Source organism: Nonomuraea polychroma (assembly GCF_004011505.1).
Classification (GTDB): domain Bacteria; phylum Actinomycetota; class Actinomycetes; order Streptosporangiales; family Streptosporangiaceae; genus Nonomuraea; species Nonomuraea polychroma.
Genome location: NZ_SAUN01000001.1, coordinates 6,784,734 through 6,800,787, shown reverse-complemented (window position 1 = coordinate 6,800,787; position 16,054 = coordinate 6,784,734). Strand labels below are relative to the sequence as shown.

Annotated in this window: 17 protein-coding genes; 6 read left to right on the top strand and 11 right to left on the bottom strand. The window is 70.6% G+C overall.

The genetic code is table 11. The annotated features are described in order from the left end of the window. Positions 1-7 precede the first annotated feature (7 nt). On the top strand, positions 8-973 hold the full coding sequence (locus tag EDD27_RS31025) for an SDR family NAD(P)-dependent oxidoreductase (protein ID WP_127935531.1): 966 nt from the start codon (positions 8-10) through the stop codon (positions 971-973). Between the two features lie 65 nt (positions 974-1,038). Here EDD27_RS31025 and EDD27_RS31020 read toward each other — a convergent pair whose 3' ends face one another. Both EDD27_RS31020 and EDD27_RS31015 read right to left on the bottom strand, forming a co-directional pair. Further along, positions 1,039-1,671, bottom strand: coding sequence for a DUF47 domain-containing protein (locus EDD27_RS31020; protein WP_127935530.1), 633 nt, complete (start codon positions 1,669-1,671; stop codon positions 1,039-1,041). A 37-nt stretch (positions 1,672-1,708) separates the two neighbouring features. After that, a complete protein-coding gene (locus EDD27_RS31015) occupies positions 1,709-2,650 on the bottom strand; it encodes an inorganic phosphate transporter (protein ID WP_127935529.1) in 942 nt (313 codons plus the stop codon). A gap of 287 nt (positions 2,651-2,937) precedes the next feature. Between EDD27_RS31015 and purU the strand changes: the two genes are divergently transcribed. Then, entirely contained in the window at positions 2,938-3,792 is an 855-nt protein-coding gene (gene purU, locus EDD27_RS31010) for a formyltetrahydrofolate deformylase (RefSeq protein ID WP_421916059.1), read from the top strand. 280 nt (positions 3,793-4,072) lie between these two features. Here purU and EDD27_RS31005 read toward each other — a convergent pair whose 3' ends face one another. The 5 genes from EDD27_RS31005 to EDD27_RS30985 all read right to left on the bottom strand — a co-directional run bounded on the left by EDD27_RS31005 (position 4,073) and on the right by EDD27_RS30985 (position 9,059). After that, positions 4,073-4,714 (bottom strand): DUF6461 domain-containing protein, encoded by a 642-nt coding sequence (locus EDD27_RS31005; RefSeq protein WP_127935527.1) that lies wholly within the window; start codon positions 4,712-4,714, stop codon positions 4,073-4,075. Positions 4,715-4,755: 41 nt separating this feature from the next. Beyond that, on the bottom strand, positions 4,756-5,544 hold the full coding sequence (locus tag EDD27_RS31000; protein ID WP_127935526.1) for an endonuclease/exonuclease/phosphatase family protein: 789 nt from the start codon (positions 5,542-5,544) through the stop codon (positions 4,756-4,758). A 300-nt stretch (positions 5,545-5,844) separates the two neighbouring features. Beyond that, on the bottom strand, positions 5,845-6,195 hold the full coding sequence (locus EDD27_RS30995; protein WP_127935525.1) for a VOC family protein: 351 nt from the start codon (positions 6,193-6,195) through the stop codon (positions 5,845-5,847). A 5-nt stretch (positions 6,196-6,200) separates the two neighbouring features. Continuing rightward, positions 6,201-6,992 carry a helix-turn-helix domain-containing protein gene (locus EDD27_RS30990; protein WP_127935524.1) on the bottom strand — a complete coding sequence of 264 codons (792 nt, stop codon included), beginning with the start codon at positions 6,990-6,992 and terminating at the stop codon, positions 6,201-6,203. A 9-nt stretch (positions 6,993-7,001) separates the two neighbouring features. Continuing rightward, entirely contained in the window at positions 7,002-9,059 is a 2,058-nt protein-coding gene (locus EDD27_RS30985) for a prolyl oligopeptidase family serine peptidase (protein ID WP_127935523.1), read from the bottom strand. Between the two features lie 279 nt (positions 9,060-9,338). Here EDD27_RS30985 and EDD27_RS30980 point away from each other — a divergent pair, with 279 nt between their 5' ends. From EDD27_RS30980 to EDD27_RS30970, 3 genes are read left to right on the top strand one after another with little or no spacing between them, the layout of a single operon-like run. Then, complete coding sequence (locus tag EDD27_RS30980) at positions 9,339-9,848, top strand: HNH endonuclease (protein WP_127935522.1); 510 nt, start codon at positions 9,339-9,341, stop codon at positions 9,846-9,848. Between the two features lie 55 nt (positions 9,849-9,903). After that, the gene (locus EDD27_RS30975; RefSeq protein WP_127935521.1) at positions 9,904-10,701 is read left to right on the top strand and encodes a GNAT family N-acetyltransferase; all 798 of its coding nucleotides are present in this window, start codon (positions 9,904-9,906) and stop codon (positions 10,699-10,701) included. Between the two features lie 3 nt (positions 10,702-10,704). Then, positions 10,705-10,911: an FmdB family zinc ribbon protein gene (locus tag EDD27_RS30970; RefSeq protein WP_127935520.1), complete on the top strand. Its 207-nt coding sequence runs from the start codon at positions 10,705-10,707 to the stop codon at positions 10,909-10,911. Here EDD27_RS30970 and EDD27_RS30965 read toward each other — a convergent pair. The 4 genes from EDD27_RS30965 to EDD27_RS30950 all read right to left on the bottom strand — a co-directional run bounded on the left by EDD27_RS30965 (position 10,908) and on the right by EDD27_RS30950 (position 15,271). Next, positions 10,908-11,789: a serine hydrolase gene (locus EDD27_RS30965; RefSeq protein ID WP_127935519.1), complete on the bottom strand. Its 882-nt coding sequence runs from the start codon at positions 11,787-11,789 to the stop codon at positions 10,908-10,910. The genes EDD27_RS30970 and EDD27_RS30965 overlap by 4 nt on opposite strands. A 68-nt stretch (positions 11,790-11,857) precedes the next feature. Next, positions 11,858-12,352, bottom strand: coding sequence for a helix-turn-helix transcriptional regulator (locus EDD27_RS30960; protein ID WP_164903854.1), 495 nt, complete (start codon positions 12,350-12,352; stop codon positions 11,858-11,860). A gap of 154 nt (positions 12,353-12,506) precedes the next feature. Beyond that, on the bottom strand, positions 12,507-14,345 hold the full coding sequence (gene ilvD, locus EDD27_RS30955) for a dihydroxy-acid dehydratase (protein WP_127935518.1): 1,839 nt from the start codon (positions 14,343-14,345) through the stop codon (positions 12,507-12,509). 116 nt (positions 14,346-14,461) lie between these two features. Next, positions 14,462-15,271, bottom strand: a complete 810-nt coding sequence (locus EDD27_RS30950; protein WP_127935517.1) for a thioesterase family protein — start codon at positions 15,269-15,271, stop codon at positions 14,462-14,464. A 46-nt stretch (positions 15,272-15,317) separates the two neighbouring features. Between EDD27_RS30950 and EDD27_RS30945 the strand changes: the two genes are divergently transcribed. Further along, the gene (locus EDD27_RS30945; protein WP_127935516.1) at positions 15,318-16,001 is read left to right on the top strand and encodes a TetR/AcrR family transcriptional regulator; all 684 of its coding nucleotides are present in this window, start codon (positions 15,318-15,320) and stop codon (positions 15,999-16,001) included. Positions 16,002-16,054 lie beyond the last annotated feature (53 nt).

Below are 16,054 nucleotides of genomic sequence, written 5' to 3'. Positions count from 1 at the left end.
GGAAGCCATGACAACGCCACAGCACAAGATCGGGTCGGGCTTCGGCGCCAGGAGCACGGCGGACGACGTACTCCGAGGGATCGATCTGTCCGGGAAGCTGGCGATCGTCACGGGGGGCTACTCCGGTCTCGGGCTGGAGACCACGCGTGCGCTCGCTCGCGCCGGGGCCCGCGTCGTCGTCCCCGCCCGGCGTCCCGAGACCGCTCAGGAGGCGGTCGGGGGCATCGACGGGGTCGAGGTGGACGAGCTCGACCTCGCCGATCTGGAGAGCGTACAGCGGTTCTCGGAGCGTTTCCTCGCCACCGGCCGCAGCGCCGAGATCGTCATCGCCAACGCGGGCATCATGGCCTGCCCGGAGACGCGGGTCGGCCCCGGCTGGGAGGCGCAGTTCGCCACCAACCACCTCGGGCACTACGCGCTCGTCAACCGCCTGTGGCCGGCCATCGCCAGCGGCCAGGGCAGGGTCGTGTCCGTCTCGTCCGGCGGTCACCGCCATTCGGGCATCCGGTGGGACGACGTGCAGTTCGAGCGGGGATATGACAAGTGGCTGGCGTACGGGCAGGCGAAGACGGCCAACATCCTGTTCGCCGTGCGACTCGACGCGCTCGGGCGGGACGCCGGGGTACGCGCGTTCTCGCTGCACCCCGGCGCCATCCTGACGCCGCTGCAGCGGCATCTGCCCAGGGAGGAGATGGTCGCGGCCGGGTGGATCGACGAGGCGGGCAACGCGCTGGACCCCAGCTTCAAGACGCCCGAGCAGGGCGCGGCCACCCAGGTATGGGCGGCCACCTCGCCGCAGCTGGCCGGCATGGGCGGCGTCTACTGCGAGGACTGTGACATCACGGAGTTGATCACGGACGAGAAGCCTGGGCCGGGAGTGCGTCCATACGCGGTCGACCCGGACGAGGCGGCACGTTTGTGGCAGCTTTCGGCCGACCTGACCGGCGTCAACGCGTTCGCCCCGCTGCGCTGACCCTTCTCCCCGAGCGCGCGCCGCTTGCGGGTGAGGATCGCCGGCGCTGGAGGAAGGTGCCGAGGTCAGCGTTTCATCGCGCCGTCCGCGATCGCGTCGGCCGCGTCGCCGATGGCCATGCCGACGATCTCCAGGCGGCGGACCAGCTCCCGCTCCTTCATGGCGTTCGCCGTCAGCTCCGCGGAGAAGATCCGCGAGATCTCGTACTGGTACATGCGCCGGATGGCCCCGCCCGCCTTCTTGGCCTCCAGCGCGTCGGCCACCACCCCGGAAGGACGGGAGGCGAGGCCGCGGACCGCGTTCTCGAGTGCGTCGATGCCGACGATCACCTGGTCGAGCAGGGGACTGAAGCGGATCTGGTCGGGGACCCGGTAGAGGTGGGACTCGCGGACGAAGTCCCGCAGCGAGTCGAGCACGTCGTCGATCGAGCGCGACAGCCGGAACAGGTCCTCCGGATCGATGGGCGTGACGATGGCGGTCTTGAGCTCGTCGACGAGGCGGGCGCGCTCCTCGTCGCCGAGATGCTCGATCGAGCGCATCTGTTCGTGCGCCCCCGTGCGGCCCACCTCGCCACCGATCATGGCCATTGCCAGCCACGCCCCCTCCTTGGTCGCCTGGAGCTGCCCGAGCAGGGCCTCGGTGATCGCGCTGTCCATGCGACCGGCCAGCAGATCCCTGATCCGCCGCAGCCGCTTCATCGTCTGCCTGCCTTCCCGTACGTCGCCGGCGATCCGATCACCACTGCGTCATCCCCTTCACCGCGAAGGCCCCCACCCCGCCCAGCAGCGCGCTCGCCGGCAGGGTGAGAATCCACGCCGTGCCTATCTTGACCGCGGCGTACCAGCGGACCCGTCGGCCGCCCTGGGCCATGCCCGCGCCGACGAGTCCTCCGGCGACGGCCTGGGTCATGCTCACCGGCATGCCGACGGCCGCGCAGCCGATCACCGCCACGCCCGCCGCGAGCTCCGCGGCGACCCCGTGCGTAGGCCGGAAGACGATGATCTCGCGGCTGAGCGTGCGCCCGGCCTTGGGCAGCCCGTACAGGGTGCCGAGAGCGAACAGCGCGGCCACCATCGACGTGTACAGCAGTGGCGCGCCTGAGAAGCCCAGTGCGATCATGAACACGGACAGCATCTTCTGGCCGTCGTTGGCCGCGTACGCGACGGTCTGGAGCAGGAAGCCCGCCCGATGCAAGAACGCCAGCCTCCGCGCCGTGGTCATCGCCGGCAGCACCCGGATGAGCGCCCACGCCAGCAGCCCCCCGATGGCCGGCGCAGCCAGGCCGAAAGCCAGCACCAGCGCGACCGACCCCGCCGAGACCTGCAGCCCCCACCCGAGCCCGGCCCCGGTCAGCCCGCCCACGATGGCGAGGGTGAGGCTGGTCGGGCGGCCCTTCGCGCTGAGCACCGCCACCACGGCCAGGGCCGAGATCACCGCGACCGTCGTCGCGATCTTGCCGCCGGGCTCCTGGAAGCTCGCCAGCCTGGTCACGAACGTCCGCGCCACCTGGTGCGTGACCAGCGGCACGACCGCCACCATCACCACCAGGGCGAGGATGCCGGTGGCCGGGCGCACCGTGGGCAGCTTGAGCCCGGTGGCGAGCAGGGCGCCCCCGTCGTTGACCCCGGACACGACCGCGAACAGGCCCGCGACCACGATCAGAACGGCGGCGTCCAAAAGCGCGTACTCCATCCCCGCCCGCCAGGTTGTGGCGGGACGTCCTAGGTTCCTGGCACATGTCCCGGCTGCCTCGCACCAGTGGCGACCGCCGTGGGCTGGAATGCCCGACAACTACCCAAGATGTGGGCGATCAGCCGACGCCGGAGACACGGCGTCGCGCCGGGTACGCTCGATCGTGCCGCGTACGTGACGGGACGTAGCGCCGGACGCGCGCGGCGACCGGTAATCTGCCCAGACCAGCCGCAAGGCACCCGACGATTCCCATGTCCGCGAGAGTGAACGAAGTGACCAGCCCAGCCGAATACATCCTGACGCTGTCCTGCCCCGACCGGCCCGGTGTGGTGGCCGCCGTCTCCGGCCTGCTGGCGCGGAACGGATGCAACATCATCGAGAGCCAGCAGTTCGGCGACAGGGTCGCGCAGCGCTTCTTCATGCGCGTGCAGTTCGCCGGACCGCTGGGCGAGGACGAGCTCAACGCGGCCTTCGCGGCGCTCGCGCCCGACTTCGCCATGGAGTTCACGGTGCGCGACGTGGCGAGGAAGCCGCGGGTGCTGATCATGGTCAGCAAGTTCGACCACTGCCTCAACGACCTGCTCTACCGGGTCAAGGCCAAGACTCTCGGCATCGACATCGTGGCCGTCGTGTCCAACCATCCCGACCTGCGGCCGCTCACGCAGTCGTACGGCATCGACTACCACCACCTGCCGGTCACCCCGGAGACCAAGCCCAGGCAGGAGGCCGAGGTGCTGGCGCTGGTCGAGCACTACCAGGTGGACCTGGTGGTGCTGGCCCGCTACATGCAGGTGCTCTCGCAGGACCTGTGCGAGAAGCTGGCCGGGCGGGCGATCAACATCCACCACTCGTTCCTGCCGTCGTTCAAGGGCGCCAAGCCCTACCACCAGGCCTATGACCGAGGGGTCAAGCTGATCGGCGCCACCGCCCACTACGTGACCTCCGACCTGGACGAAGGGCCGATCATCGAGCAGGAGGTGGCCAGGGTCAACCACAGCCACTCGCCCGAGGACCTGGTGGCGATCGGGCGGGACGTGGAGTGCGTGACGCTGGCCAGGGCGGTCAAGTGGCACGCCGAGCAGCGGGTGCTGCTGGACGGCCACAAGACCATCGTCTTCCCGCGCTAGCCCACCCCGGGGGGAGTGCCCTACGTTCCTCCGCCACCCGCCGTATTTCGGCGGAGGTCTTTGGGGGAGAAGCGGTGCAGGGCAGAGGCGCTCTGGGGAGACACGGGTGCTGGGCTGCGGTCTTTGGCGATGGGCGATGGGCGAAGAATCACGTGCTCTACTTGGGCGGAGGTCTCTGGGTGCGGCTCTCGGCGGACAACGGCGGAGAGTCAGCGGCCGGGCTCGGGTGGAGGGCGAGGGCTTCTTGGGGGAGGGGCCCGACGAACATGGAGCGGCGCTATCAGGTGTGGGCGTCGGCGACGGGGCCGACGAGGAGAGGGCGGTTGAGCAGGGCAGGGGACATAGGCACGCCGGTGATCTCGGCCGCCAGCACGAACGTGCGCGCCAGCCCGTGCTCGACCGCGTCATCCCAGTCCGCATCGTCGTCGGGCTCCGCCAACGCCAGCCCTGCCCGGCGCATTAGGTCGTCGAGCCTACGCGGATCGTTGCCGAATCGATCGTAGGACCGGTTTGGGGTGAAGGCGGAGACGACCGCGCCTCCAACGGCATAGGTGAAGCCGTCCTCGGCGTAGTCGTGTCGGCTCACGGCTACCATCTCGCACCCCTGGGACAGCCGGGGTGCGGTCTCCACGAGGGACGCGTACCAGCCCCATAACTCGACGGCCACGCTCCACGCGCCGGCCTCGACCACCCCGACGTAGCCACCCCCCAGCCCGCCGTCGCTCCCGTGGACGAACTCCAGCACCTCCTCCTCCAGCTCCTCGAAGGTCATCTCGCGTGTGGACGGCTCACCCGGCCCGCCGAACCGGTGCAGCACCTCGACGGGACGGAGCCCGCGGAAAAAGGACACGCAGTAGATGTCACCCAGCGGACCGTCAGACTGCAGCAGCCAGCGGTATGGGGTCAGGAGGTCGGTCGTCATGGTCCGAGATGGTGCCAGCCGACACCGACAGAACCGGCGGCTCAGCTCAGGTCGGCCGCCACGCCGAAGTGGTCGCTCGCCCACACGCCGCCCACCGGCGCGTCGAAGATCTGCCAGCAGCGCTGCAGCCGCAGGGACGGCCCGTTCCCCGTGCAGCGGAGCAGTAGGTAGTCGATGCGCCGCCCGCTCTCCAACGGCCAGTTCCCACTCGTCACCAGGGGGTTGGCCGGTGTGAACGTGTGCCCGTCCACACCCGGGAGGGCCCACTCCCACAGGTCCCGGTAACAGACGCTCATCCCCTCCAGAGACTGCAGGCCGCGCCAGAACCGCATGCTCGCCGACTCCGGCACCGCGTCGAAGTCGCCCGCCACCACAACCGGCACGTCGCGGCCGTCCAGGACCTCCTCGATCAGCCGGGCTGCCGCAACGGCCTGCAGCTCGCGTTCCCGCTCGTGCCCGAGCCTGAACGACGGCTTGTGGTTGACGAACAGCAGCGGCGAGGGCGCCCGTACCTCGGCCACCCCCACCCAGGCCGCGAATTCCGCGAGATCCACACGGTCGGTGACCGGCATCCGCGCCGCCCGAAGCGCCCCGAACGGCCGGCGGGAGGCGATGGACGAGCGGGTCCCGTCCGGCTCGGCCGAGCCTTGGTGCACGATGTGGTACGCCGGTCCGAGCAGATCGGCGACCTGATCGTAGGAATCGCTCACCACCGATTCCTGGAAGGCCACGAGGTCCGGGGCGAGCGAGCGGAGACCCTCCGCGAGGACCTGACGGCGCGCGGGCCAGTCTCCGTGGCGAGCCCAGAGGTTCAGCGTGGCGATACGCATGCCGCCACCCCTGCCCCGCAAAACGGGTCGTCACGATCAGCCTGCCCGTGACGTGCTCGTTTCACGAGGCGCGCAGGCGCCGCGGCGTCCTCCGGTCGCCCCGGCTCACTCCGCCCACAGGTCCGGCAGGTACTCACAGCCGCGCCGCTCGAACAGCTCCCGAAGCCGCTCCCCGAGCGGTCCGGTGCCGAGTGGACCTCTTCGATCAGCCGCACCGTTCCCGGCGACATCACCAGCAGGTATCGGGCCCCTCCATCCGCCCGGCCGCACGCCCGAGCAGCGGCTCTGCTTTGAGCAGGCTCATGGCCGGTACGTCCCGAACCACCAGGTGTTGCCCTGCGGGTCCGTGCAGCCGTACTCGCGCGACCCGTACGGCTGGTCGACCAGCTCCATGGTGATCGCGGCCCCCGCCGCCTTGGCACGGTCATGATGGGCGTCGACGTCGCCGACCGCGACGTAGATGCCGGGCCCGCCGGGCCGCCCCTCGCCGATCATGATCATGTCATTGCCGACCAGCAGCTCGGCGTGGTGGACCTTGCCTTCGTCGTTCTTGGACGCCTCGTGCACCTGGAACCCGAACGCGCTGGTCAGGAAGTCGATCGCGGCCTGGCAGTCCTCGTAGCGGGCTTGTGCGTAAACGGTTCGCTCCATGACGCTCAGGATGCCCGGCCTTCGTCCCCCGGTCTTGGATGAATCTGACCGGGCGTCGTGTCCCCGAGCACCCGGAACTCCCGGTTCATGTGCGCCTGATCGTAAAAGCCGCACTCCGCCGCCACCTGAGCGATGGGCGTGCCGGAGCGCAGGAGCCGCACGGCCCGCCCGAACCTGATGACCCGGGCGGCCGTCTTCGGCGGCAACCCGATCTGGTCCTGGAAACGTGCCACGAGGTGCCGGTGGCTCCAGCCGAGCGACTCCGCCAGCGACGAAGGGCTCAGCCGCCCGCCCGACGCCAGCAGCCGTGCCCACGCCCACGGCACTTCGGGTCTCAGCGCGGGACCCTCATGGATGCGGGCCGTGAGCAGCCGGTCGGCCAGCGCCAGCCGCTCCGGCCACGACGGCGTCTCGGCCAGCCGGGCGACCGCCATGTCCGCCCACGGCCCGAGCAGGTCCGCGACCGGCACCGTCAGGTTCGTCAGGTGCCGCAGCGGCAGGGCGTACAGGCGTCTGGCCCCGAACGGCGTGAGCACCACCTCCACGCCCTCGCACGGCCCGGTCACGCGGGTGACGGTGAATCGGTCGCCCAGCCCGCCGGCGAACGCCGTGTGCCGCTCCCCGCCCACCTCCATCGGCGTGCCGAACGCGAGGATGAGCACGGCCCCGGGCATGGCGGCCTCCGACCTCGTGACCGGGGAGCCGTAGTGCTCGCGGTAGGCGCACAGCCGCGTCACATAGGGGCGCAGCGCGGCGCTGGGGGTGGCCTCGACCATGGCCAGCCCCAGCGTGCTCATGCCTCCAGACTAAAGGCCGGTGTACGTGGCGAGGAAGGTCAGCGTGTCGGCCGACAGGTCCACCGTGCGGCTCACCGCGCGTGCCCCGTGCCCCACCTCGGCCTCGTTGCGCAGCAGCACGGGCCGGTCGGCCGTCGAGGCGTGCTGCAGCGCCGCGCACATCTTCCACGCGTGCAGCGGGTGCACGCGCGTGTCGGACTGGAAGACGGTGAACAGCGTCGCGGGGTACGGCACCGCCTCCTGGACGTGGTGGTAGGGCGAGTAGCTCCGCAACCAGCCGAACTGCTCGGGGTCTTCGGCGCTGCCGTACTCGACGTTCCAGGTGGCGCCGAGGCCGAACTGCTCGTACCTGATCATGTCGAGGAGCGGCGCGGAGCACACCACGGCCGCGTACAGCTCGGGGCGCTGCGTCAGCGCGGCGCCCACGAGCAGGCCGCCGTTGGAGCCGCCGGAGATGCCGAGCTGGGCGGAGGTGGTCACTCCGGTCTCGATGAGATATTCGGCGGCCGCGTGGAAGTCGTCGAACACGTTCTGCTTATGGGCCAGCATGCCCGCACGGTGCCAGTCCTCGCCCTCCTCGCCGCCGCCGCGCAGGTTGGCGATGGCGTAGACGCCGCCGGCCTCCACCCAGGCCAGGACCGACGCCGAGTAGCCGGGGGTCATCGACAGGCCGAAGCCGCCGTAGCCGTAGAGGATCGTGGGCCGCGGGCCCGAACTCTCCTCAAGAGGAGAGATGATCAGCATGCGGACGTCCGTGCCGTCCTTTGACTGGTAGACGACCTGCCGGGTCCGCACCTCCGGCACCTCGACGGCCCCGGGCGAGGCGGCCCACAGCGTGGTCTCGCCGGTCCTGGCGTCGTAGCGCTGGATGGTGGGCGGCGTGGTGTTGTCGGTGTACCCGAACCAGGCCTCGTGCCCGCCCTCGGGGCGCTCGGCGATGCCGCCGATCGTGCCGAGCCCGGGCGTGGGCACCTCGCCGACGCGCTCGCCGGTCTCCAGGTCGTGGACGGTGATCTCGCTGATCGCGTGGCGGGTCCAGCCCACCAGCATGATCGGGCGCTCCAGGTCGTCGAGGATCGCGAAGTCGCTCAGCACCGCCTCGGGGTCCTCGGGGATCAGCTCGCGCCACGTGTCGTAGCCGGGCGTGGCCGGGTCGGTGACGCACACCCTGGCCCTGGACGCCTCGCGGTCGGTGTGCACGTAGAGCCGGCCGTCGCGGCCGAACACCAGCCCCGTCTGCGCGTCCACACCCTCCTGGACCACCGTCAGCTCCGGCCGGTCGATCGGGGAGGCGGTCAGGTCGGCCACCCAGAGATCGTTGCGCGGCGCCGTGCCCTCGTGCGCGGACACCTGCAGCCAGCGGCCGTCCCGCGAGACCGACACGCCGTAGTAGTTGGTCATCTTCAGCCCCTCGCCGAAGATCATCACGTCGTCCTCGGTGGAGGTGCCGACGCGGTGCAGGTAGACGCGGCGGTGGAACTGCGTCTCGTTCTCCGGCACCTCGGTGCTGGGCAGCCGGCGCACGTAGTAGAACGCCTCGCCGCCGGGCAGCCAGGCGATGGGGGAGTAGCGGCAGCGGTCGATCGGGCCCTCGATGCGCGCGCCCGTGGCCACGTCCATGACGTAGAGCGCGGACTCCTCGTCGCCGCCGACCGAGATCTGGTACGCCAGCAGGCGCCCCTCCTTGTCGGGCTGCACGGCGTCGAGCGTGGTCAGCCCGGACGGGTCGATCGCCATGGGGTCGACCAGCGCCCGCTCGGTCCCGTCCGGCTCGACGACGTAGTAGACGGCGTGCTCCTGGTCGGGGGTGCGGCGGGAGAAGAAATAACGTCCTCCGCGCCACGCCGGCGTGCCGACCGAGCCGGACCTCAGCAGCTCGGCGATGCGGCTCTTGAAACGCTGCGGCCCCCGCTTCTGGGCGAACAGCTCGGCCTGCGCGAGCAGCCATCCCTTCGTCTCCGGACTGTCGGGGTCCTCGAGCCACCGATAGGGGTCCGGGACGGGCGTTCCGTGCAGGATGTCGACGATGTCTTCGCGGTGTGCGGTCGGATACGGCTCTCGCGTCATGCACGGAACCCTACTGCCAACGGGGAGGGGTAAAGCGCTGGTGAAACGGGCATAAAACGTATCGTGCGTCCCTCTAGTCATTCCGGCCGAAGCATTTGGGGTGGCGGGGACCGCGGTGCAAACGCCAGACTTGGTGACAGGACGGTGCCGTGGTGACCATCCGCTGGGCCGTCCGGCGGAGGTCCACGTGACGGAAGCACGAGTGCCCCAGGAGGGGCCGACAGGCGGGACATGCCGCGGCATGTCCCCTTTGATACGCGCGCAGCAGGGAGAGGCACGATGACGCGCCAAGTCCTGCTGCTCAATGCCACTTACGAGCCACTGACCACCCTCTCGCTGCACCGTGCCATCGTGCTCGTGCTGCGGGAGAAGGCCGACGTCGTCCATCGCGACGGCCGGGGCGCGGTGTTGCGCTCCGCGAGCTGCACGCTCGACGTGCCTTCGGTGATCAGGCTCCGCAGATACGTCCGCATCCCCTACCGGTCGCGCATCCCCCTGACCAGGGCCGCGCTCATGCGCCGCGACAACTACCGCTGCGCCTACTGCGGCCAGCGGGCCGAGACCATCGACCATGTCATCCCGCGGTCCCGGGGTGGCGCCCACACGTGGGAAAACTGCGTCGCGTCCTGCACGACGTGCAACCACAGGAAGGCCGACAAATACCTGGAGGAGCTCGGGTGGACGCTCCGCGTCAGCCCTGCGGTGCCACGGGGCGCCCATTGGAGGCTGATCGGCGCGTCGCTCGTCGGCGACCCCCAGTGGGCGCCCTACCTCGAGGCCGCCGCATAAAGGGGCCTGAGAACCGCTTTGTCCGAGGCGGTCCCGGCCTGGCACCATGCCAGGCATGTGGACCTTCACCTCGGACGTCGAGGAGTACGCCGCGGTCGCCGAGCCCTTCCTGCTCGGCGACCCGGTGGGCAACACCGTCGCGCTGACCGTCCTGGCCAACCTGAGGGCCGGCATGCCCGCCAAGGATCCCCGTTTCGGCTGGTGGACGGTGGACGGCGAGGTGCGCGGGGCGGCCTTCCGCACCCCGCCCTACCCGATCGGGCTCGCCGTCATGCCGGTCGAGGCCGTCGCGCCGCTGGTGGAGGCGCTCGATCGCGACATCCCCACACTCGTCGGCCGGGTGGAACTGACCGACGCGGTCGTGCGCCTGCTGGGGCCGCCCAGCCGGGTGATCTCCGAGCGGCTCTACCGGCTCGGCACGCTGCGGGTCCCCGGCGTGCCCGGGCGGGGCCGGCTCGCCGTGCCAGCCGATTTCCCGCTGCTGGTCAGCTGGCATCAGGCGTTCGGCGACGAGGTGGCGCTGCCCGAGGGCGACGTCACCGAGCGCGTCGCCCGGCGGCTCGCGGCCCGGGAGTTGTTCCTGTGGGAGGCGGACGGCGTGCCGGTCTCGCTCGCCGGGCTCTCGCCCGCGGCCGGCGGGGTCTGCCGCATCGGGCCCGTCTACACGCCCCCGTCGTGCCGCAGGCGCGGGTACGGCGCCGCCGTGACGGCCTACGCCAGTCAGGCCGGGCTGGAGGAGCGCTGCGACCAGGTGGTGCTCTTCACCGACCTGGACAACCCCACCAGCAACTCCATCTACCAGGCGATCGGCTACGAGCCCGTGTCCGACTACGCGCACATAACATACGCTTAGCTCATGCCGCGTTACGACTTCCGCTGCCGCGCCTGCGGCTCCACGTTCGAGGTGTCCCGTCCCATGTCGGCTTCGGACGACCCCGCGATCTGCCCGGAAGGCCACGACGACACGGTGAAGCTGCTGTCCACGGTGGCCATGACGGGCGGCGCGGCCGCGCCACGGGCGACCGGCGGCGGTTGTTGCGGCGGGGGCTGCTGCTCCTCCTAGGACGCGGCCTGGACCGTGGTCTCCGCCCTGGTCAGGGCGCCGGCCACCACCTCCGCCAGATGCCCCACGGTGGCGACCCCGGTCTCCATGTCCGGGCTGCGCTCTGACAGGACGGCGATCAGCAGGTCGTGCCCGCGCACGCGGAGCCGCCCCACGCTGTTGATCGTCCACAGCCCGCCGTGCACCTGGGCGGGCAGCCACCCGTTCTTCAACGCCACCTCGCCGCTGGCGGCGCTGACCCCCCACGCCTGCTCGGGCGCGACCGACGACATGAGCTTCAACGCGTAACGCCGGTGCCGGGCCGACAGCGGGCCGCCCGGGTCGGTGAGCTGTTCCAGCACCTTCACCTGGTCGGACGGGCGGCTACGGGTCGAACCCCAGGACAGGTCCGGACCGGGCCGCGTGTGCTGGATGCCCAGCCGGCGCAGCACCTGGTCCAGCCCGTCCTGCCCGCCGATCGTCATGTAGAGCTCGTGCGCGCAGTCGTTGTCGCTGTTGCGGATCATGCGGTCGGCCAGCCGATGCTCGTAGGCGGTCACCTGCCGCCCCTGACGCTGCTTGTCCAGCAGGAACGCCAGCAGGATGTCCACCTTGGCCACGCTGGCCAGCATGTACGGCGTGCGCTCGCGGAAGGCGTACCTGACGCCGGTCGTCTTGTTGTAGACGGCCACCGAAGCCCGGCCGGGACGCTGGCGCAGGTAACGCTCCAGCGTCCGGTCGAGGGCCCGCCGTTCGTCCGACGGCAGCACCCTCTCGGCCAGGACAGGGGCCTGCTCATGGGGCACCACGGTGACCGGGCGCGGCGTCCCGGACGACGGAGCGGCGCACCCGGGCGCCACGATCAGCAGGGCAAAGGGCCAGATCCCCCATACACGCATGTGCGGGAGCCTGCCACCCCCGACACCAAAGGCCGGGGGTGCGAATGGTCAAGCGCGGGCCAGTTTCCTCAGGCGGCCCTGCTGCGCCTGCGGCGCTGGAACGGCAGGAACCGGTCGGCGAGGTGCGGACGGGACGGGGTGAGCGTGGGCTCGACCGCGATGATCCGGTCGAACCGGAACGCCCGGATCGCCCGGCGCATCCTGCACACCCCCACCAGATACCAGTATTCGCGGTGGACCAGGCACGTCACCGGCTCGACGTCGCGGCTGGTGACGACGCCCGAGGCGTCACGGTAGTGCAGCCGGACCATGAGCCGGCTGGTGATGGCGTCGGCCATGAGCCTGGCCCGGGAGGCGACCTCCATGGGCAGCGGCTCGGTCAGCGTCGTGAGCGTAGTGGCGATGACGTCGTCGTCGAGCTCCAGGTGCTCGAGCGCGTGCTGGAGGCCACGCCGGGCGGTGACGGACTGGGGGCCTGCTCCGAGGTGGGCGAGGGAGAGTGCGAGGGCGGCGATCTCGGCGGTCGTCAGCGGGCGAGTATCGTGCTTCACGACTGTCGTCATACCCCAAGAATAGGGGCGACCACCGACATTTTTCGAAAACCTGTACGGCAGGCGAGAACCCTGTCGCCTGCCGTACAGCGTCAGATTGGCCGAGACAAGTTCGGCGTCCTGTGATGGATGTCCTCGCTTCGCTGCGGATCCATCACAGGCGTCCTTACCTCGACAGCTGCGACAGATCGCGGGAGGCGCCCGTCGAGGCGGACGTCGTCATCGCCGCGTACGCCTGCAGCGCCACGCTCACCGGCCGGTTGCGGTCCCGCGGCCGGTATCTGCCCAGCTCGGTCAGCAACCGCTCGCGCCGGGCCGCCAGCTCGGCCTCGGGCACGCGCAGCTCCATCGACCGGTTGGGGATGTCGATGTCGATGATGTCGCCGTCCTCGACCAGCGCGATCGTGCCGCCCTCGGCCGCCTCGGGCGAGGCGTGGCCGATCGACAGGCCCGAGGTGCCGCCGGAGAAGCGGCCGTCGGTGACCAGCGCGCACACCTTGCCCAGGCCCTTGCCCTTGAGGAACGAGGTCGGGTAGAGCATCTCCTGCATGCCGGGGCCGCCCTTAGGGCCCTCGTAGCGGATGACCACCACGTCGCCCGCCTTGACCTTGCCGCCGAGGATGCCCTCGACCGCCTGCTCCTGCGACTCGAACACCACCGCGGGCCCGCTGAACGTCCAGATCGACTCGTCGACCCCGGCGGTCTTCACGACCGCGCCGTCTCGCGAGATGTTGCCGTAGAGCACGGCCAGGCCGCCGTCCACGGTATAGGCGTGCTCGAGGTCGCGGATGCACCCGGCCGCCCGGTCGAGGTCCAGCTCGTCCCAGCGGTTGTCCTGCGAGTATGCCTTGACCGTGCGCACGTTGCCGGGCGCCGCGTGCCACAGCTCCAGGGCCTCGGGCTTCGCCGTCGGTGACTTCACGTCCCAAGCGGCCAGCATGTCGGCGAGGGAGCCGCCGTTCACGGTGGGCACGTCGCGGTGCAGCAGCCCGGCCCGGTCGAGCTCGCCCAGGATGGCCGGGATGCCACCGGCTCGGTGGACGTCCTCGATGTGGTATTTGTTCGTCGCCGGGGCGACCTTGCACAGGCACGGCACCCGCAGCGAGATCTCGTTGATCTCCTTGAGCCCGAAGTCCACCTGCGCCTCGCGGGCCGCGGCCAGGATGTGCAGGATCGTGTTGGTCGAGCCGCCCATGGCGACGTCGAGCGTCATGGCGTTCTCGAACGCCTCGCGGGTGGCGATCGAGCGCGGCAGCACCGACTCGTCGCCGTCCTCGTAGTAACGGCGGGTGATCTCGACGAGCTGCCGCCCGGCGTCCTCGAACAGCTTCTTGCGCGCCTTGTGCGTGGCCAGGATCGTGCCGTTGCCGGGCAGCGCCAGCCCGATGGCCTCGGCCAGGCAGTTCATGGAGTTGGCGGTGAACATGCCGGAGCAGGACCCGCACGTCGGGCAGGCGTTCTCCTCCATCTCCAGCAACTCGGCGTCCGAGACGGAGTCGTCGGCGGAGGCGATCATCGGGTCGATCAGGTCGAGCTTCTTGCCGGGCGTCTTGCCGGCCTCCATGGGCCCGCCGGACACGAAGATCGTCGGAATGTTGAGCCTGAACGCCGCCAGCAGCATGCCCGGCGTGATCTTGTCGCAGTTGGAGACGCAGATCAACGCGTCCGCACAGTGGGCTTCGACCATGTATTCCACGGCGTCGGCGATCAGCTCGCGCGACGGCAGCGAATAGAGCATGCCGCCATGGCCCATCGCGATGCCGTCGTCCACCGCGATCGTGTTGAACTCGCGGGGGATCGCCCCGGCCTCCCTGATCGCGGCCGAGACGACGTCACCCACTTCCCGGAGATGCACATGGCCCGGCACGAACTGGGTGAAGCTGTTGGCGACCGCGATGATGGGCTTGCCGAAGTCGCTCCCGGCTACGCCGGTCGCCCGGAGCAGGGCCCGGGCACCGGCCATATTCCTGCCGTGGGTGACTGTACGTGACCTGAGGGCGGGCATTGGGCATCTCCCATCGCTAGCAAGTCTTCACATGTTACGGCCACCGCCCGGCAACTGAGACAACCGTCCACGCATCGGACGGTTGGTTATCGGATCGTGGTGCGACCGAAGCCGAGCTATGCGGGCAGCCGCACGGCCGCGAGCTGGGTCGCCTGACCGACCAGACGCCCCTTGTCGTCCCAGACCTGGGCCACCTCGTCCATCCGCTCGCCGCCTACGTCCGTGGCCGACAACCGGACCCTGACGGGACCGGGCGCCGGCAACCTGCGGATGTACGCCGACAGCTGGATGGTGGGAACCCAGCCCGGCAGCCCCAGCTCGTACGAGACCGGCGGCACCGGGTCGAGCGCGACCAGCAGGCTCAGCGGATCCCAGTCCGAGCCGTCGGCCAGCCGCTGCCACGTGGCGATGACACCGCGCCCGGTGGGAGTGCCGAACGCGAAGCCCATGTGCGCGGGATCGATGCGCTCCTCGACCACGGCCATCAGCGGAACGGAGAACCCCGCGCCCGGCGCCTCCGTCGGGACCAGGAAGCAGTCGTCCTCGGGCGGCATCTCGACCGGCTCGTGAGACGACCACCAGGGATCGGCGTCGTCCAGCAGGCCCAGGGTGACGTGCGCCTCCACCCGGGTCCGGCCCTCCTGCACCAGCGCGGCCCTGACCTGCGCCACGCTCCTGCCCACGCGGAGCGTCTCCACCCGCGCGAGGGCGTTGCCCGGCTCGGGCGGCTCGACGAAGGTGCCGCTCACGGCGGTCACGTGCGGATGGCCCGCGCCGCCCGCGCTCTCGCAGGCGGCCCGCCCCAGCACGGCCAGCAGGTAGCCGCCGTGCAGGCGCGTCCCTACGCTCCACTCGGCGTCCAGGACGGCGCCGAACTCACCGTCACCCCGGGCGGTCAACGCCGTCGCTTCCCGAAAAGTCCCCATTGACGCATATTGACGGCGTTAACCTAACGGCGTCAACCTGAGATCCATGACCACCAGACGTGTACGCGCCAGGCGCGGCGAAGGCGAACTGCTCCGCGAGGAGATCCTGCGCGCGGCCGAGGACCTGCTGACTGAGTCGGGCACCGAGGACGCCCTCACGCTGCGCGCGGTCGCCGAGCGGGTCGGGGTGTCCACACCGTCGGTCTATCTGCACTTCGCCGACAAGGATGCGCTGGTCGAGGCGGTCTGCATGCGCGTATGGGACGAGCTCGGCCGGCTCTTCAGCGAGAACCTGGGCGGCGACCCGTTCCTCGCGCTGGGCCGGTGCGGGCGTGCCTACGCCCGCTTCGCCCTTGACCATCCCGTGCAGTATCGAGTGCTCATGATGCGGCCCTCGGCCGCGCCCGGCGTCCCGCCGGCCGCCGCCGCGTGTTTCCGCCACATGGTGGACGCGGTCGCGGCCTGCGTGGAGACCCGCGTGCTCGAGGGCGACCCGGAAGAGCTCGCGCTCGGCCTCTGGTCGGCCGTGCACGGATGCGTCTCGCTGCTGATCGCCCAGCCGTCGTTCCCGTGGCCGCGCGACAGGGAGGCGCTCATCGATCACATCGTGCGGATGGCAGGCTTCGGCACCGCGGTGTACTCCCGCCTGCCACGCACCCTCCCGCCGACCACCGACCTGGTCACCGCGCTCGACGACTTCGGCGCACGCCTGACCGGCACGGGTTCGTAGCGGCGGGTCAGTCCGCCGTACCGGCACGGGTTCGTATGCGGCTGGTCAGTCCT